Below are 18,927 nucleotides of genomic sequence, written 5' to 3'. Positions count from 1 at the left end.
TATTATGCCCCTGCTGCTGAGCAAAGCTCGTTAACAGAATTCTTATGTTCCTGTGTTACAAGCTCATTCAATTTAGTGCTTACTGTTCTTGCTGTTCCTTGACAGATGTTTTTATCTTTGCTGATTAATGTGAATTCAATATCCTTAAAAAATCTATCCCACATTCCACACAGATGATCTTTTATTTTAGGCCATATATCCTTTTTAAATGTTTCACCATCATCAGAAAATACATCACCTACTAAAGCTCCCATTTCTTCATAACTCAACTCAAAATATTTAAGCAATGTCTCTACTTCCTTATAAGTATCATGTGCCATATCTAATGCTCTTCCTTCTGTACTTTCATTCTTTTTTGTAGCTGACCAGCCCATTTTAATATAGCCTAAACCAACTTTGCAAGAGCCCCAAAACCGTGAAAGTCCACTTTTATTATCCTTTGGTACATTATTTATTATATTTCCTGCCAAATTACCTATCAAAGGAGACAATAAAACTTGACAAAAATGTTTGACATTATCTTTCGTTTTAATCACAGGATATTTGATGCATTTCTCTGCTAAATAATACTCAAGTTCTGCTTTTTCTAATAATTTTTTGATTGCCTCCCCATCAAAGGCTTCATTCCTCTTGAATATATCTAGCAACTCATCTTCTATTATTGCAAATTTTATTTTTTCTCGAGACGTTAGCTCTTCTTTGTAATCATTTTTTGTTTTTTCATTTATTAATAACCATTCTTTACATAACTCCAGTTGTTCTAATGCTTTTAGAATTCTTTCATTCCTTTCTAAGAGCACTTTTATTGATTTTGTACACGGATGCCCTTTTTCCCTACCATTTAGTTTGGTTTTTAAACGCTCATTTTGACCTTTTAGTGCTTGTTCTACTTCTAAATTTTCTTGTTCCTCCTGCTTGCGGGAAGCCTCAATCATTTCTGCCAGATCTGGTTCATATTCTTTCAATATCCTGCATAAATCCAGAACACCTCTCTTTTGTTCTTGAAGTAATCTTTGCATTTCATATTGTTTTATCTCTAAATACGTCTTTTCTACAAAGCCATTTACTTCACCTGAAGTTTTTGCTTTCAGCCCATCAATCTCTTCCTCTAAGGACTGCTTTACCTTATCATCTAATCTACTCAGTAGAGTCCGAATAGCTTTTATTCTTGATTCTATTAACCTTTGCTCAATCTCTTGATCATCGTGTTCTAATTTAAAAAGATCTTCTAATCTCCTTTTTAAGGCACCACCTTTTAAGTTGCTGTTTCTCCAATTCTCATGTATTTCTTCCAATTCTTTACATATATCATTATACCTTTTCAATACTACCTCTTTTAAATATCGAATTTCTTCTTTTGCATTATCTAGAGCTGTCCTTGTTTCTTGAAGATACTTATTCTCAGAAACCTCAATAAATGTTCTTTTACGTACTTCTTTGTTGTACTTCCATTCCGCTTCATACACAGAAAACTCACATTCTTTTAAGTCTTTTGGTACTTCTACCCCTGCATTTTCCAAATCTTCTATTATAATATCTTTTTTACTTGATAACTCTTTACCTTGATTTTTTAATTCTTGCTTTACTAATACTTCTTTCAGCCTTTCCTCTAAGGAAAAACCTTCCTTTCTTATTCCCTCTCCCTGTGCAATCTTGATTGCCTGTATAAAGGCAACTCCGTAAGCATCCTGTATTAAGTGACTTGTCAATTTAGGACCTACACTATTCACTACTTTTAGTCTGAATCCGTTCAACAGTTCCTTCAGCTTATCATAAGTAATATCTTTCTTTTCTATTTTTATCAGCTCCTCCATAGTTCTTGCGAACTCCTGAATTGAAGTCTCGAGCACCTCCTTGATCTCATTACGCAAAGGCACGAGACCATTTCTTAAATGGATATTAGCTGATAATTTCAGTACGGTATTATGTTCTGAATCCCGTATAACAAATGGTTTATCATTTTTATCTTCACACAAATCTCTAAGCAACTGCTCAAATTGTGACGGAAATTTCATTTCCATATTCCATGTAATGTTTGGCCCAGTAACTTCTGTTTCATGAAAAGATATCTCAACATTTTGGTGTTCATTATAATATAACCCCATACTTACTTTAAGAGCAGCAATCAAAGAGTAAGATAATTCTTTATTCAAAAGATAAAAAGTAGCCAAGGCGAGCGTTGCAGGAATAATTAATACTACAAGCACAGCTATATTAACAAGAATTGCTATTGCGGCAAGAACACCACATGCTAATCTTTTTATTGTACTTTCACTTACTTCACTCTTTTTTATTTTATTTTCCTCTGAACTATTCTGTGTTTCATCGTTTATTTTAAACCTGTTATATATAACTAACCCTAATGCAGTAAAAGCGATATAAGGAAGCATTAAAACAGATAGAGCTAAATTCAACACCCGTTTTTCCGGGCAAGCTCTGTTTATCTCCTTAAATATTTCACTTGATACATTACACCAGGAAGTAAAGAAGTCAGAGTCATAACTTTTATAATGAAATATACTCAGTGGAATATCAAACCCAGCTAACAATTTCTTCTTTTCTTCCAAACTAGAAACAGGTTGTTGTTCTCCTAAAGTAACAATAGGCTCTTCTTTATTGTTATTTGAGCTAAAAACTTTTTCACAAACTACAACAGTATTCATATTATATCACTTTACCTCAATTACCTTAAGTATAGCATAAATGCTGACAATTTACAATTGTTAACAATTTAACTCAATACCAACAATTAAATCTTGGTATTCTTTAGAATAAAAATTGTCTCCAATTTCTATATTAATTTCTAAAGATAAGGAAAGAGTCTGCTCTTTTATATACTCACCCCACGTATTTATTGCTCTTTTAATTTTCTCATCTTCGGTTTTGATTATTACTCTGATTCTATCGGATATATGAAAGTCAGCTTGCTTTCTGGCTTCCTGAATAAGCCTTACAACATCTCTTGCAAGCCCCTCTAGAACCAGAGCATCATCTAAGGCAGTATTCAGGATAACAATCCCTTTGTTGTCACCAAACACAGAAGAGTATTCACTGTTCGTCTTTAATAATAGCTCATATTCGTCTTTCTCTATAATGTAGCTTTCTGACTCATTGCCTAAAAATACTTGCTCATTATCAACTTGCTTCCATTTCCCCTCCTTGACATATTGAACTAGTTTCTTGACCTTGTCTGGAATTCTTTTCCCAAGCATAGGGAAGTTTAGTTTCAACTCCAATGATGCAATACCTTCAAGGCTATTTACTAACTTTAGCTCTTTCACGTTTACTTCATCTTTTATCATCTCTTGGTATTCATTCATGCTCGTTTTCATCTCGGCGTTTGACCATTTCTTCTCTTTCTGGGTCCCAGTGTCACGCATTGGGATGACAGGAGAGAATTTTGGAATAACAACAGAAAGTGGCTCACTTTCAAGAAAACTGCAGGAGGACTGATGATAAACGGTCATACTACCAAGTGGCTGTCTGACACGTATATTGAAAGTGTTTCTAATAGATAATGCAGAGTTGCATATTTCTCTTACCAAATCCATCTTGGCAATGAGTTCACTATCATACCTCTCTAACTGTGGAAAATCAGCCAAATGAACAGATATTTCTTTATACTTAAGCCCCTGCCATATAGTCTCTGTTATAAGTGGCAACAAAGGAACCGCGGCTCTTAATATGTAATAAAAAACCGTATATAGAACATTGTAAGCATCAGTTTTATCTTGGTCCAAGTTACTTTTCCAAAAACGCTCACGACTGCGACGAATATACCAATTATTTAGTACTTCAAAAAAATCTATCAGAATTTTACAAGCTTCTTGGGAATTATAGTTGCTCATAGAAGCTTGGATACTTTCCACAGCCTCAAAGCATTTGAAAATCATGTAGGAATCAATAGTACTTTTATAGTCCTTACAAACTTCAGCTTTAATTCCGTCTGCGTTTGCGTACATGGTAAAAAAGTGATAACTATTCCAAATAGGTTTCATTACGTTTTTCAGAACGTCCCGTATTGAGCTTCCTTCTTTATTAAGAAATAAATTGCCACCACAAACAATAGATCCAGAAAGCATAAGAAAACGCAGTGCATCAGAACCATATTTATCAAAAACCTCCATCGGGTCTGCATAATTATTTAAACGTTTGGATAATTTTTGTCCTTTTACATCGAGAACTACACCGTGACATATGCAGTTCTTAAATGGTTCACTGTCAAATAAAGCAGTGGATAACACAAAAAGCGTATAGAACCACCCTCTTGTTTGTGCTATATATTCAGTAATAAAATCTGCGGGGAAGTTACTCTCAAACCACTCTTTATTTTCGAACGGATAGTGAATTTGTGCAAATGGCATCGAGCCAGATTCAAACCAACAGTCAAACACGTCAGGTACACGACGCATAATCGATTTTCCTGTTGGGTCATCAGGATTTGGTCTTGTTAAAGAATCAATAAATGGTCTGTGTAAATCATTCACTTTAACATTAAAATCTCTTTCTAATTCTGCTATTGAACCATATACATCCACCCTTGGATATCTTGCATCATCTGATTTCCATATAGGAATTGGAGTACCCCAAAACCGGTTGCGAGAAATCGACCAATCATGTGCTCTTTCAAGCCACTTTCCAAATTGACCATCTCTTATGTGAGTTGGTATCCAATTAACTCTCTTATTTAGCTCAGTCATTCTCTCCTTGAACTTTGTTACAGCAACGTACCAAGAAGGCATAGCGCGATAAATCAAAGGAGTGTCAGTCCTCCAGCAGTGAGGATAATTGTGTATATATTGTTCAGTTTTGAACCAATTTCCTTGCTCTTTTAACTTCTTTATTATCGCATCATTGGTATCAAAAACATGAATTCCTGTTAAATCTGAAACTTCAGCAGTAAATCTTCCACTGTTATCAATTGGACAAATGGCTGGAATATCATGGCTTTGACATAAGTAAAAATCTTCTTCACCAAACCCAGGAGCAGTGTGTACAACACCAGTACCATCTTCTCCTGTAACATAATCAGCAATGAAAACACGAAATGCATTCTTCGTACCTTTAAAATAATTAAACAGTGGCTTATAAGAAAGACCTGCTAGGTCATCTGCTTTAAGTTTTGTATTGCAGTTTTCATATGGAATATTGTTTTGTTCACAATGACCGATAAATTTTTCCAGGTAGTCTTCAGCAAAGATATATATCTCATTATTTACTAGACTTACTTCATTGTCCTCTGTTACCGTCTCAGTGCCTTCTTCTGTCATCCCAGTTCTTGACAGTGGGATCCAGGTTTCTTTTTCTCTAGATTCCAGTGTCACGTGCTGGAATGACACTGAAGAGTGAACTGACACTGTACAATACTCAATATCTTTTCCTATCGCTAAAGCCAAGTTACTCGGCAACGTCCAAGGAGTTGTAGTCCAGGCAAGTAATTTACATTTTTGTTTAAACTGCTGTGGATTTTCTAAAAGCTCAAATGCAACAGTTACAGCTTTGCTAGTCTTTTTCCTATATGCAGTATCAAGCCTTGTTTCAAAATTAGATAACGGAGTTTCACATGCCCAACTGTATGGAACAACGCGCACCGATTCATATACTAGACCTTTATCATAAAGCTGCTTAAACGCCCATATGACCGACTCCATGAATGACCTATCCATGGTCTTATAGTCATTATGAAAATCTACCCACCTTGCCTGCCTATTTACATACTTTTCCCATTCTGATGAAAATTTCATCACAGAAGTACGGCAATAGTTATTGAATTTTTCAATGCCAAATTTTTCTATCTCAGTTCTGCCAGATATTCCAAGTTCCTTTTCTGCCCCCATCTCAGCTGGCAGCCCATGACAATCCCAACCAAATCTACGTTCAACCTTTTTTTGAAGCATAGTTTGATATCTCGCAAATGCATCCTTTATGAAGCCAGTGAGTAAGTGCCCATAATGTGGAAGTCCATTTGCAAATGGAGGTCCATCGTAAAAGACAAAACAATTATCCTTAGAACGTTTCTCAACTGACTGCTCAAAAATCTTGTTTTCCTGCCAAAATTTTATGATTTCCTTTTCTAATGATGAAAAATCAGGGCTGCTTATTGTATCAGGGTAATGCTTTGGCTTCATGTTCACTATTTAAAACTAAAAAGTATATAACTTTCTGGAAAATCACAAATTCAAAAAAACAAATTCATTCCTGTAGTTCACGCCCTAATAGGCTATTTTGCCAAGCTTCCAATATCCTTACATTCACTATCTTATCTCTACATTTATCTTCAGGATCATCAATGCACACCGATTGCATATACGGGCTTTTACCAATAATTTGGTTTTGGTGTTTACCTTTTTTATTGCTAAATAGAACAGGTATAGTTTTACCTACCATACTCTGGTTAAACTCAAGTTGTTGCTTATTAATCAACTTCTGTAAATGAAGGAGGCGTTCTGTTTTAACCTTTTCTGGTACCTGATCTTTTCTTTCTGCCCCTGGCGTACCTGGCCTTGTGCTGTATTTAAAGCTATAAGCCTGAGCATACCTAACTCTTTCCACTAATTTTATAGTCCCTTCAAAGTCTTTTTCGGTTTCTCCAGGAAAACCAACGATAAAGTCAGAGGAAAATTCGATTTTGGGTTTCAATTTGCGAAATCTTTCTATTATTTCTAAATATTCCTCTGTAGTGTGTTTTCTGTTCATCGCACGCAATATCTTATTCGAACCTGACTGCACAGGCAGGTGAATAAATGGCATAAGTTTTGGTGCCTCCGCATGTGCCAAGTAAAGAGACTCATGCATATCCCTTGGGTGAGAAGTCGTATAGCGAATTCTTTCTAGTTTTTCAATTTTAGCAATATGACTAATTAATTTTCCTAAATCCCACACTTCCCCTTCGTATTCGCCATGATAAGCATTAACGTTCTGACCAAGTAAATTGATTTCTTTTGCCCCATTTGCAACTAATTTCAATGCTTCACGGAATATTTCATTTACTGGACGTGAATATTCAGCTCCGCGAGTATATGGCACCACACAAAATGTGCAAAACTTATCGCAACCCTCTTGTATAGAAAGAAATGCAGAAGATCCTTGGCTATTACCATAGCATTCATCTGATAATCTATCAAACTTCATAACCTTAGGAAAATCAGTGTTTATCACATGACCTTTACTTTTGCTTGCTTTAACTATCAGCTCTGGCAGGGTAGTTATGCTCTGTGGGCCAACAACAATATCAACAAAAGGTGCTCTTCTAAATATTTCTTCTCCCTCTGCTTGTGCAACACATCCCGCTGCCACTATAGTAATTTCTTTATTTTTTCTTGATGAATGAATTTTCCCAAGCTCAGAATAAAGCTTTTCTGCTGCTTTCTCTCTAATATGACAGGTATTAAGTATTACCAAATCAGCTTTTTCTGCATCATTAACAACGTTGAACCCCAAAGGTTTAATTATATTTTCCATTAAAATGGAGTCATAAACGTTCATTTGACAGCCATAAGTTTTGATATATAAGCTTTTCATGCTTTTATTATTTGGCATGTTTTTTTAATCTTTTCACTCTATACGTAAATGTCTAAACACATGCACCGATATCGTTCCAGCACATGGCGCTGGTGTACTTATCACAAGTATGCATAATAGATTTTTATGGAATAATACAAAAAACTCGATTCTAGTGTCAAGCACATAGCTGTACGAATATTGTAATTTTAGTCCACCAAGGTGGTGTCATTCTAGTGTCCCCTTCTTGTCATTTAAGCAGTTGACACTGGAATCTCACTTTTACACATTGGACCACAAATATTAAGAAATTTATCAAGTAAAGAAAAAAGGTAAAAGGACTCCATATAGAAGTTGCTCACTCTCTAATCCTGTAAATTGCCGTACTATGCTGTCTTAAACGTTTTATAGGTGCGTTTCGATTTGTATAGGTAAAAACCTGAAATCTAGGTAAGCTTTATAAGCATGAGGTGTACATAGTGCAAAAGTTAAAAAATAAGAAGCCAGCCCCGTTATACTCTTGTCGTTTAATCTGTACAGGTTGAGGATAAATAAACACCTTCAATCTCATGATAAAGGATTGGCAAGGTTTATCAAGTAGTTTTTCAGCCACATTTCTATAAACTACAAGAGAAGAAATACTAGACTTTATACCTTTTGCACTCAAACTCACATAAATCATGAATTATGCATGTTTCACACGAGGGTTTTTGTGCTTTGCAAACATATCTACCATGTAAAACTAGCCAGTGATGAGCATAGAGTAGGTATTTTTTTGGAACTACATTTAAAAGAGATTTCTCTGTTTTGAACACGTCTTTTTCTTTCACAAGGCCAATTTTATTGCTCACTCTAAAAACATGAGTATCAACTGCCAATGTTGGAATGCCAAGTCCCGAATTTAAAAATACATTAGCACTCTTTCTCCCAACTCCTGGCAAAGACACCAAGTCGTCAAAATTGGCAGGCACTTTACTAGTGTGCCGCTCAACTAATATTCTGCTGAGCTCAATTATGTTTTTTGCTTTGGAATTATATAAACCAATACTGCTTATGTGTTTCTTAAGCTCGCTCTGCCCAAGATTCAGCATCTTTTCTGGCGTATTAGCGATGCTAAATAGCTCTTTTGTAATTTTATTAACACTTACATCAGTTGTACGTGCAGATAGAACTATTGCAACCAGTAATGTAAAATGATTGGTATAACTTAGCTCTATTTTCGGTATAGGATTCGATTGCTTTAATTTCTCAAATATCAATTCTATTTTTTCTGAATCCATGCATAGAGCTAAAAACTTATACTATACTGTAATATCCTACCATATAAATCCAATTGTTCCATGGTTATAGTACTTAGTGTTAACACCAGATACATTATGTTTACTTCATCAAAATTCCCTTTCAGCAAACTTATTTGCCACTTCTGCAAAACACTTCCTAACAAGGGATATAATTATTGACATTAACAGTTTTCATGTACCATACTGCCCTAACAGATCAGTTTCCTTTTGTACTCTATCTTTTGGACCTTCATCCAAGTAAGTCTCTTGTATGCTTTTCAGCATATATTTTACAACCTCTTGAGAAGACAGGAGCTAGCACTTCAATTAATATTGCTAATGCAAGCAGAGAACCAAGTATACCTACACCAACAGTTAATCCATTAGCAATAAAATTTGTTGTAAGTAAATAAACAGAAAAAGCAGCAATAAGATAGGTAAAAAGAGGTTTACTGCCTAGCGCAATATAGTTCATTTTGTTCATAAACCCGTAAGTAGAAATTTCACTATTTCCATACTTAGCCATATAATGGCTCGCTAACTTATAAACAACGTATTCACAAACAATATTAAATGCTACTATCCACCATGACAAGTAACAGCCTACAGTAATGGTAGTTAATAGAGCTAAAGGTAAAGTGCTTTCTTTTCCGATATTTAGTAAAGCATTTTTACGCACTATAAATTCTAACGTCAAGGCCTTTTTATCCTCTTCAACTGAACTTCCACCTTTTTCTAGGGAAACAATACAATTGGATAATTGTATATCTGGCTTTACTTGACATTGATTCAGTTCTTGTGTCAACTTTTTAATTTCCATCTCTTTTTTGAAGATACCTAAACTTGGATCTTGTAAAACTTTTCCATTTAACTTATAAGCTTAATCAAGTTTTTTTAGTTTTCTTCAAACAAAAGGCCTTTACTCTTTAATATAGACATTAATTTTACGTAATTTTTCCAACTGCTTCTTCTTCAGTGATATTCAATTTTTCAAATAATTTCTTTCTATAATGAAATTCACGTACTGTTGAACGCCCATCACCTTCAGCACTAACGTTAACTTTAACACAGGGATTTCCTAACTCTAAAGATTTAATATATTTTTTCAGCTTTTCATAAGCCTGATAAATCTATATAAATCTATTTCCTTCTCCACCTTTATCAGAATGATCTACAAGTATCAATTTCCTATGCTGCTTCTTTAAAATTCTGCTAAGCTCTTCGTAACTCTTATCTACAACTTGCTCAGCCTTTATTTTCAATAAGCTAAACAAATCAGCTTTATCGCGAAACTCCTGATTAGTTAATTTAACTCACTACTATATCCTATACAAACATTACGTGCTCTTAACACAATAAATTAAATATTGCATGGAGCTAAAACTCTCAACAATAACTTAAGAAAAGAACCCTTCTTTCTCATCATACAAATACAACTTATCCATTCTTACCACATCAAAGCTATTTCCTTCAAGTTTGATTAGCAGGTTGTTTACATCAATGTTTGTGATAGTTTTCTTTTCGTTATTTGCAATAAACCTGCAAGTTACTTGGTCACTCAAAGATTTTGAGTCTCCAGGCCAGATCGCCAGCCCTTTTGAGTATATTGCTATAACCTTTGGATTACTTGATTCAAATAATTTCACTATTTGATTAAAATTGCTGGATTTGTCCCAAGCGAGCGTTATGTCGCTACCAACCAGTTTCCTAACTTTATAGTCTTGTTCACAGTTACCTTGTATTTTACTAATTTTACTACTTACACCATTGCTAATTATAAGCTCAGGCAATATTCCAGGTTTCTTTCCTATATTATCTATAACAGCCTCTGCAAACTCTTTCGTACCAACTTTCTGTTTACTCTTCTTCTCTTTATACAAATCAGCAGTGTGTATCCCATCCTCCAAAGTCTTTAGCCATGCATCGTGAACTAATTTTGCAACATCTGCCTGACCTATATAGATCAACATATGCACCGCGGCATTTAAAAGGCCAGAAGGATTAGCTATGTTTTTTCCTGCAATATTAGGAGCAGAACCATGAACTGCTTCAAACATTGCATATTCACTACCTATATTACTACTTCCAGCAAGCCCTACAGAACCTGAGGTTTGTGCTACTATGTCTGACAATATATCGCCATATAGGTTCTCAGTTACTATAACATCGAAATTTTCAGGTTCTGTGGCAACACGTGCCATTCCAATGTCAACTATATAATGTTCTGCCTTTATATCTGGATATTCTTTTGCAATAGAATCAAATGCTGTATGGAAAATGCCATCAGTCATTTTCATTATGTTATCTTTAGTTAGGCAAGTTACTTTCTTTCTATTGTGTCTTTTTGCATAATTAAAAGCGTATCTGCATATTTTCTCTGAGCCAGATCTAGTAATAATTTTAGTGCACTGGTAGGAATTACCAGTAAGCCTATGCTCTATTCCTGTATAAACGTCCTCTTCATTTTCGCGTATCACTACAATATCAAACCTATCGAATTTATTTTCTATAACAGGATGATATGAAGTGCATGGCCTGATGTTTGCATATAACCCTAGACTTTTTCTGAGTGCAACGTTTAAGCTTTTGTGCCCTTTACCTTGTGAAGTTGTTGTCGGAGACTTGAGCAATACCTTTGTTCTTTCAATAGACTCCCAACCACTTGGAGAAATTCCGTAAGACCATTCCTTATTATAAACACGCTCTCCTATTTCAATAACATCTATTGAAATTTTTGCCTCTGCTTCGCGCAGCATCGACAGCACCGCTTCCATAATTTCTGGCCCGATACCGTCACCATATGCAACTGTGATTGGTGTTGACATAACTTCCCTAACTATAAGTGATTTAATATTAGTTCAAATAATAGGGCGGGTCAATATTATATAAATTAGTATATTTATAATTATTTAATAATGTGCTTTCATACTAATTATAGCATCAGAAAACACGGGCAGTGTATGGATACTAAAATAAGTTATGCAAGAACTATAAGACGTATCCTTACATTTGCCATTGATTACATCTTAGCACAGGGAATAGGATTTGTCATTGGATTTACTATTCGATTACCTTAGCGCCTTCTCTATTACTCAATGTGACTGAAATGATTTTAGATAAAGCAGTAATTATACAAGTAATAGGGGTAATATTGGAATTAACATTTTATGTATTTACGATAATAGAATTTGGTGGTACTCCAGAACAATTATTACTTCGCATGCGTGTAAAAGACGAGAATACACTTGAAAAATACTCTAACACAAGCAATAAACAGAACAGCAACTTTTGGAGTGTCGTATTTTATAATCTATCATACACTACTCAATATTTCTAATCTATTCATAGTTGTACCAATCTTAATTATATTATTTGCAATCTTTAGCCAGCGTAAGCAATTTCTTTACGGTAAAATTGCAAAAACAGTAGTAATAGATTATAAACTTAGTTGATATTTTTCTTTAGCTGTCGATATCACGCAAAACCCTTCAATCGTGTTTTGAACTATTGATAAGTCTATTACAATAAAGTATTATAGTCTTGTTAGCTGAACATTACTTAAGTATATGGGAATTTTGTGGACAATTCTGGGGAAGATATTAGGCAAGATTTTTCCTGCTAAAACAGTAAGCTCTTTTCTAGGAATAGGATATTTACCAGGTTGGCAGAACTATTGGTCTTCTTTTTTAATATTACTTGTTGCCGACATTACATTAATTCTCACATATGGAGGCGATTTTATACTATATAAGATGCCAAGTTCCGGCATAGTCGTGGCTGCTATTTTTATGAAGCTGGCGGTAATTATGTTAATACTGCAATTAGTTGGAATATCTATTTTTCACGCCCAGGACCCTTCAGCAAGCAGTGATGAAAACATAGTAATACAAATAGCGTCAGGACAGGTACTGACTGTTGCACTTTCAATGCCAGCAATAATGTCAATTTATTATACTGTGAGTAACCTCTATGGAAACGTATGCAAGCAGATACTTCAATGTCCGTTTTGGTTTAATGATTTCATGCACTTATTCTTCTTTTTTATAATACCTTATATATTTTTTAACTTTGTAGAAGTGATAAAACCTTGGCCAATAAGTTCAATACAGCTCAGTTATAACAATGCAATATCAATCACATTTGAAGGGATTTTCCATACCTTTTATGCGGTAATTTTGCTATATTTAACTGCATTTATATTCTGCGACCTCATTATGCATAATGCAATTATCCTAAACAAGAGCATAATTCAGTATATGAAAGAAAGTTCAGCGGTTTTAGGCGACTATTTACATAACACTGTTAAAAAAATAAGTATTGAATAGTACTTATTTGTTTATATATTCAGTATAAAAAGTGTGTAGTTTGCGTGAATCTACAAAGCATAATAAAAGAATTACAAGATTTTTGGATTGGTGAAGGATGTACCATACTCCACCCATATACGTCTGAAGTTGGGGCTGGAACATTGCATCCTGCAACAATCATGTCAGCAATTGACGTAAAACCAACAAAAATTGCATATCTACAACCAGTAGTTAGGCCAGCAGATGGACGCTATGGTGACAATCCTAATCGCTTATATCAACATCATCAATACCAGGTTATAATAAAGCCATCTGGTAATAATTTGCAAGATGTCTATTTAAGTAGCTTAAAGGCTCTTGGCATATCCACAGAAAAATATGATATTAAGTTTATCGAAGATGATTGGGAGAATCCAAGTGTTGGCGCATCAGGCCTTGGGTGGGAGGTAACATGCAACGGAATGGAAGTAACACAACTTACTTATATACAGCAAATAGGAAGTATTAATTGCAGAATAATCCCTGGTGAAGTGGCGTATGGGTTGGAACGTTTAGCAATGTGCATACAAGGTGTAAATAATGTTTATGATATAATATGGAATGACAATGGTATAACTTACGGAGATATTTTTAAGCAAAGAGAGTATGAACTTTCTTATCTGGCATTAGACTATTATAATACTGAAGTAGTACAACAGCAATTTGAAGATACAGAAAAACTGTGTAAATTTCTTATCGAAAAAGAGTTACCGGTAGCAGCTTATGACCAATGTGTTAAAACTAGTCATCTGCTTAATCTGCTCGATGCAAGAGGTGTACTTGGCGTAAATGAACGCACAGCATATATTGGTAGAGTGAGAGAGCTGACAAAAAAATGTTGTGAGTTATATATGAGTAAGTAACATATGTCATCACAATTATTGTTTGAATGCCTTTCAGAAGAAATACCATCAAGAATGCAGAACTCAGCTGCAGCTCAAGTTAAGAATTATATCACTAATGCTTTCAATAAAAATAATGTGAAATTTGCATCTATAGAAGTTTTTATAACGGCACGTCGCATCACTCTTTTTGTTGACAATATAAGCATTTCTGGGCTAAAAGGTTCTAACGATGAAATTAAAGGACCAAATGTCAACGCATCAAAAAGTGCCATCGAAGGTTTTTTAAGGAAGAATAAAAAAAGTGAAACAGATCTACTTGTTCGCAAGGTGAATAATGTAGACTTTTACTACCTTAAAAAGGACGTTTACTCATTTAACATCAAAGAATTCCTCAAAAGTCAACTAGAGGAAATGCTCAAAAATTTCTCTTGGCCAAAAAGTATGAGGTGGAGTGAAAGAAAAGAAAGATGGGTTAGGCCAATTAAGAATATTTTATGTACTTTAAATAACGAGATAATACCTATATCTTTTGCAGGGATAACAGTATGCAACATAACATATGGCCATAGGTTTCTCTCAAGTGGCACAGCATTAACTGTTAAAACACCTAAAGACTACTTTGAATTGCTAGAGAAAAACAACGTAATCCTTCAGCCGGGCAAAAGAAAGCAATTTATATTGGATCAGATTAACAAATTTACGAAGGAGCAGAATTTACAACTTGAAAAAAATGATTATTTACTAAATGAACTGACAGGACTTATAGAGTGGCCAATTGTATTATTTGGTGAAGTGAACCAAGAGAAATTATTGGGGTTACCAAAGGAAGTAATTCTTAGCATAATTAATACACAGCAAAAGTACCTTGCTTTGAGCAATGGACAGAAAATTTCACATTTTATTACTGTTGTGAATGTTAACAATGATGAAGTTGTTAAAGGACACGCAAGAATATTGGAAGCGCGTCTTGCTGACGCCCAATTTTTGATATCTCAGGACAAAAAGGAAAATCTGGATTATTATGTCAAAAAATTAGATTCTATATTATTCCATGCTTCTCTTGGTAGTGTTGGAGAAAAAGTAAAGCGCATTATAACTTTATCAAAGTACATAGCAATATATGTTCCACGTGTTTCACTAATTAAAATTGGGCGTGCCGCATATTTAGCAAAAGCTGATCTAGCAACATTGATAGTAAAAGAATTTCCAGAATTGCAAGGAATAATGGGTGGATATTATGCTTCTTATTTCCAAGAAGATAGGGAGATAGTAGAAGCTATAACTGAACATTATAAGCCAATTGGGCCAGAGCAAGAGTGCCCTAAGTCTTCTGCCGCAATTGTTATGTCCATTGCTGATAAGATAGATAGTTTGGTTGGTTTAATTGCAGCAGCAGGTGAAAAGATTTCCGGCTCGTATGATCAGTTTGGTTTACGGAGAATGGCAATAGGTATAATTAGAATGATACTTGAAAATAATTTGCACATTCCGATCAGGCTATTGATAGATAAATCAGTATCTTTATACCCCAAGCTTGTATTTACTAAAGATGTAACGTCAGTTGATCACCCCCATAAGTTAAGTAGAGCAGAACTGGTGCTTAAGTTTTGCTTAGAAAGATTCAGGGTTATTTTAAAAAACAGAGATATAAGGCAAGATATTGTAGATTCAATATTGTGTAAAGATGATATTAATGATCTGCTCACAGCAGAAAGGCAAACTGTTATATTGGATCGTTACCTTAATACGCCTGAAGGCAAGCAGATCCTGAGCACTTATAAAAGGGTCAGTAACATAGTTAACAAAGCAGAAAAAAATGATAATACTGCTTACAGTGCACCCTATAATAAGAAGTTTTTAATTGAAAGCGAAGAAATGGTATTATCAGATTATGCTATAACTGCTTGTAGAAACATTAAACAAGCAATGCAAAGTGGCAACTTTAACGCAGCGCTTGATGAGCTTATCCGTTTTACCCCATTTATTAATCAATTTATGAACAGTGTAAAGATCAACTGCGATTCTGATAAGCTAAGAAGAAATAGATTGTCTTTGCTTGCTAATGTAGCTTCCACGTTTCATTTAGTAGCATATTTTAACCTTATACAAGTTAAACAATGGGCTATGTCATAAATATTCAAGCAATAAAGAAACAAATCGAGTTATCTCCACAATCTTGTGGTGTGTATCAAATGATTGGAGATAAGGACAAAGTTTTATATGTTGGAAAGGCAAAAAACTTAAAATCAAGGTTATCTAACTACCTTCGATACGAAAATCTTTCTGAACGAACTAAATTTATGCTCTCGCAAGTTATTAAGGTTGAAGTACTCGTCACTGAAAATGAAATAGATGCACTACTTCTTGAAGCACGACTAATCAAATCATTGAAGCCACCTTACAATATTATATTCAAGGATGGAAGATCTTATCCTTATATAGTGATTTCCAAGCACAATTACCCAAGAATAGCGCAATATAGAGGAAAATTCAAAAAAGGTGAATTTCACTATTATGGTCCCTTTATATCTGTCGCTGCTGTTAAGCAAACTATGTTGTCATTGCAAAAAACTTTTCTTTTGAGAGTATGTTCAGATCAATATTTTTCCTCAACAAAAAGGCCATGTATTGAATATCAAATTAAGCGCTGCTCAGCACCATGCGTTGGTAAAATTACAAAAGATGATTACTGTCAATCAGTAAAACAAACACGAGACACGTTGCTTGGAAGGAATGAGAAAGTGAAAAAACAGTTATCCTCTACAATGGAAAAGTGTAGCAAAGAAGAGAACTATGAACTTGCTGCTATATATAGAGATCGGTTAAAATTCCTTGAACAAATTCAAATGCAGTCAATGGATTTTTCTTTTGAAAAAGATGCAGATTTTTTCGGCATTGCACGTAAAGAGGATCTGGCGTGTATTGGTGTGTTATCATTCAGAAATAAAGATAACTATGGAAGCACTCCTTACTTTGTCGAAAACTGTAGTGATCATCCAGATGATGAAATTTTATCCACCTTTTTAATCAAATTGTATAATTCAGCTAACATACCTCCAGCACAAATTTATGTTTCTGACTTTGTTACGGGTAAGGAAATTATAGAGCAAGCACTGCATAATGTTACTCACAAACCAATAAAAGCCTTGCATGCAAAAAGTAAAAAAGAACATAATTTGTTAAAATTTGTTTATGATAACTCACAGCGTAGCCTAGAGCAAAAGCTCACTGATTATAAAAACAACCTAGAAAAATTTGAAGAGCTTAGCAAAATTTTCCTGTTACCCAATATTCCAAAACGTGTCGAAGTTTATGATAATAGCCATACATCTGGAAATCAACAAGTTGGTGTCATGGTTGTTGCAGGAAAGGAAGGTTTTTTAAAAAGTGAATACAGAAAATTTACTATCAAAGGAGAAATTTTAGGAGATGACTATGAAATGATGAGGGAAGTGCTAACCAGACGTTTCTCCAACAATATAAAGGACGTGGTTCCTGATTTTCTACTGATTGACGGTGGTCCAGGGCATATTTCCGTAGTGCAGAATGTGTTGAACACATTAAATATAAATGTTCCTTTTGCTTGTATGGCAAAAGGCTCTTACCGCAATGCAGGGAATGAGAGATTTTATATGCCAAACAGAGAGGATTTTACTTTGAAAAATGGTAGCAAAGTCATGCTTTACCTACAATCGCTACGCAACGAAGCTCATCGTTTTGCAATAACCTCGCACAGAAAAAAACGTGATAAGCAGTTTTTTGTTTCACCGTTAAGCAAAATAACCAGCATCGGTGACAAAAGAAAAAATGCGTTGATGTCTCATTTTGGTTCGGTAGAAAACATAAGCAAAGCTTCTCTAGCTGAAATTCAAAATGTAGCTAGAATTAGTAAGGAGTTAGCAGAAGTTATCCTTAAACACGTAGATAATAAAGAATAGATGCAGAGGTGTAGTTAAGATACAAGCGAAAAGACTTTAAATTTTTGCCTCAAACCACATTGCACCTTATTGAGCCCATCTCATTTTAAGAACCTGTTTATAATCTTTTGAGGAGCGAGATAATGAAAGCAACAGTTTTTAGGGTTTATATTGAGTCAAAACTCCTGTGATAACGTTATATATTTTGACTTCATCCATTTTGGGTAAGGTTAGACAAACTTTTTTATTTGAAACGCTATGTTATGGGATCAAGGCTAACCTTAATTCTCTTTAACTAATTTCTTTATTACACTACGTCTGTCTATCCAATGCAATTGGTCAAGCTCTGGCTTAACACTAGGGGAAAACCTCTTTAAGCTGTTTGTAATACACTAGCCAACTCCCGTTGTACTGCTTCCTGATTTTTTATCTTTTCCTTTTGCTTTTTAACTTTCTCCAAATCTTGCTCTCTCTTTTTTATTATCTACTCAAACTCTCCCCTGTTATATATCCCCTTTATTATAACTGTAAGTGAGCCTTTCAATACTTTGACTTAATCTCCTCTCTTCCTACTCAAGATTATGTTTTGTGATATAGCCATCAATGAGTATCTCAATATCTCTATTCAATCTACCTTTCTGTTTTTCAAACGCTTTATCCAGTGGCTTTTTATGCTCTGGAATTCTATGCTAGTACTCCTTTATAATTCTGTTTGGCTCTTTTAATAAGTTTTCCACTTCTTCCCAGATAGGAGTTTCCAATATTTCTGCACGAATTGGCTTACCACTACATCTTCTGATTTCACTATAACAATAATAAAGGTTAGGAGCACTACAACAATAGTAGCTTCTTTATATAACCAATCCTTGAAGTAAAGACGTTCCTTTACCCTTCCGTACTCTTGCTCTTTCCCTATTTCAGCCAGTTGTTCTTGTACTGCATCAAATAATTTTTCTCCAATTATTACATTTGGTATTGTTATATTAATCCAACTTTCTCGGTCATTATGATAGACGGAATAGCTTTTTTTGCGCATTTC

General features: G+C 34.5%; 13 protein-coding genes. 5 read left to right on the top strand and 8 right to left on the bottom strand.

Annotated features, from left to right (window positions below):
- Nucleotides 1-2 precede the first annotated feature (2 nt).
- The 7 genes from WBP_RS01945 to icd all read right to left on the bottom strand — a co-directional run bounded on the left by WBP_RS01945 (nucleotide 3) and on the right by icd (nucleotide 11,605).
- Entirely contained in the window at nucleotides 3-2,663 is a 2,661-nt protein-coding gene (locus WBP_RS01945; RefSeq protein WP_167895898.1) for a hypothetical protein, read from the bottom strand.
- A 60-nt stretch (nucleotides 2,664-2,723) separates the two neighbouring features.
- Entirely contained in the window at nucleotides 2,724-6,128 is a 3,405-nt protein-coding gene (locus WBP_RS01940; RefSeq protein WP_167895897.1) for a class I tRNA ligase family protein, read from the bottom strand.
- A 64-nt stretch (nucleotides 6,129-6,192) separates the two neighbouring features.
- Entirely contained in the window at nucleotides 6,193-7,521 is a 1,329-nt protein-coding gene (gene miaB / locus WBP_RS01935; protein ID WP_167896306.1) for a tRNA (N6-isopentenyl adenosine(37)-C2)-methylthiotransferase MiaB, read from the bottom strand.
- 620 nt (nucleotides 7,522-8,141) lie between these two features.
- Nucleotides 8,142-8,780, bottom strand: a complete 639-nt coding sequence (gene nth, locus WBP_RS01930; RefSeq protein ID WP_167895896.1) for an endonuclease III — start codon at nucleotides 8,778-8,780, stop codon at nucleotides 8,142-8,144.
- A 250-nt stretch (nucleotides 8,781-9,030) separates the two neighbouring features.
- Nucleotides 9,031-9,600, bottom strand: coding sequence for a hypothetical protein (locus WBP_RS01925; RefSeq protein WP_167895895.1), 570 nt, complete (start codon nucleotides 9,598-9,600; stop codon nucleotides 9,031-9,033).
- 310 nt (nucleotides 9,601-9,910) lie between these two features.
- Nucleotides 9,911-10,054: a hypothetical protein gene (locus tag WBP_RS01920; RefSeq protein ID WP_167895894.1), complete on the bottom strand. Its 144-nt coding sequence runs from the start codon at nucleotides 10,052-10,054 to the stop codon at nucleotides 9,911-9,913.
- Between the two features lie 123 nt (nucleotides 10,055-10,177).
- A complete protein-coding gene (icd, locus tag WBP_RS01915; RefSeq protein ID WP_167895893.1) occupies nucleotides 10,178-11,605 on the bottom strand; it encodes an isocitrate dehydrogenase in 1,428 nt (475 codons plus the stop codon).
- 281 nt (nucleotides 11,606-11,886) lie between these two features.
- Here icd and WBP_RS01910 point away from each other — a divergent pair, with 281 nt between their 5' ends.
- The 5 genes from WBP_RS01910 to uvrC all read left to right on the top strand — a co-directional run bounded on the left by WBP_RS01910 (nucleotide 11,887) and on the right by uvrC (nucleotide 17,909).
- Nucleotides 11,887-12,117 carry a hypothetical protein gene (locus WBP_RS01910; RefSeq protein ID WP_167895892.1) on the top strand — a complete coding sequence of 77 codons (231 nt, stop codon included), beginning with the start codon at nucleotides 11,887-11,889 and terminating at the stop codon, nucleotides 12,115-12,117.
- A 229-nt stretch (nucleotides 12,118-12,346) separates the two neighbouring features.
- A complete protein-coding gene (locus WBP_RS01905; RefSeq protein WP_167895891.1) occupies nucleotides 12,347-13,105 on the top strand; it encodes a phosphatidylglycerophosphatase in 759 nt (252 codons plus the stop codon).
- A 44-nt stretch (nucleotides 13,106-13,149) separates the two neighbouring features.
- A complete protein-coding gene (locus WBP_RS01900; protein ID WP_167895890.1) occupies nucleotides 13,150-13,989 on the top strand; it encodes a glycine--tRNA ligase subunit alpha in 840 nt (279 codons plus the stop codon).
- A 3-nt stretch (nucleotides 13,990-13,992) separates the two neighbouring features.
- The gene (glyS, locus tag WBP_RS01895; RefSeq protein WP_167895889.1) at nucleotides 13,993-16,104 is read left to right on the top strand and encodes a glycine--tRNA ligase subunit beta; all 2,112 of its coding nucleotides are present in this window, start codon (nucleotides 13,993-13,995) and stop codon (nucleotides 16,102-16,104) included.
- The gene (uvrC, locus tag WBP_RS01890) at nucleotides 16,089-17,909 is read left to right on the top strand and encodes an excinuclease ABC subunit UvrC (RefSeq protein ID WP_167895888.1); all 1,821 of its coding nucleotides are present in this window, start codon (nucleotides 16,089-16,091) and stop codon (nucleotides 17,907-17,909) included. The genes glyS and uvrC overlap by 16 nt, the downstream gene beginning before the upstream one ends.
- A 700-nt stretch (nucleotides 17,910-18,609) precedes the next feature.
- On the opposite strand, the gene WBP_RS01885 is transcribed toward uvrC, so the two are convergent.
- Nucleotides 18,610-18,924 (bottom strand): hypothetical protein, encoded by a 315-nt coding sequence (locus WBP_RS01885; protein ID WP_167895887.1) that lies wholly within the window; start codon nucleotides 18,922-18,924, stop codon nucleotides 18,610-18,612.
- Nucleotides 18,925-18,927 lie beyond the last annotated feature (3 nt).

It is taken from the genome of Wolbachia endosymbiont of Brugia pahangi (assembly GCF_012030695.1).
Lineage (GTDB): Bacteria > Pseudomonadota > Alphaproteobacteria > Rickettsiales > Anaplasmataceae > Wolbachia.
This window is presented reverse-complemented; position numbering and strand designations above follow the sequence as displayed.

Coding starts and splice junctions, on each gene's coding strand:
- WBP_RS01945 (WP_167895898.1), bottom strand. CDS start 2,663: ATGAATACTGTTGTAGTTTGTGAAAAAGTTTTTAGCTCAAATAACAAT.
- WBP_RS01940 (WP_167895897.1), bottom strand. CDS start 6,128: ATGAAGCCAAAGCATTACCCTGATACAATAAGCAGCCCTGATTTTTCA.
- miaB (WP_167896306.1), bottom strand. CDS start 7,521: ATGAAAAGCTTATATATCAAAACTTATGGCTGTCAAATGAACGTTTAT.
- nth (WP_167895896.1), bottom strand. CDS start 8,780: ATGGATTCAGAAAAAATAGAATTGATATTTGAGAAATTAAAGCAATCG.
- WBP_RS01925 (WP_167895895.1), bottom strand. CDS start 9,600: ATGGAAATTAAAAAGTTGACACAAGAACTGAATCAATGTCAAGTAAAG.
- icd (WP_167895893.1), bottom strand. CDS start 11,605: ATGTCAACACCAATCACAGTTGCATATGGTGACGGTATCGGGCCAGAA.
- WBP_RS01910 (WP_167895892.1), top strand. CDS start 11,887: ATGATTTTAGATAAAGCAGTAATTATACAAGTAATAGGGGTAATATTG.
- WBP_RS01905 (WP_167895891.1), top strand. CDS start 12,347: ATGGGAATTTTGTGGACAATTCTGGGGAAGATATTAGGCAAGATTTTT.
- glyS (WP_167895889.1), top strand. CDS start 13,993: ATGTCATCACAATTATTGTTTGAATGCCTTTCAGAAGAAATACCATCA.
- uvrC (WP_167895888.1), top strand. CDS start 16,089: ATGGGCTATGTCATAAATATTCAAGCAATAAAGAAACAAATCGAGTTA.
- WBP_RS01885 (WP_167895887.1), bottom strand. CDS start 18,924: ATGCGCAAAAAAAGCTATTCCGTCTATCATAATGACCGAGAAAGTTGG.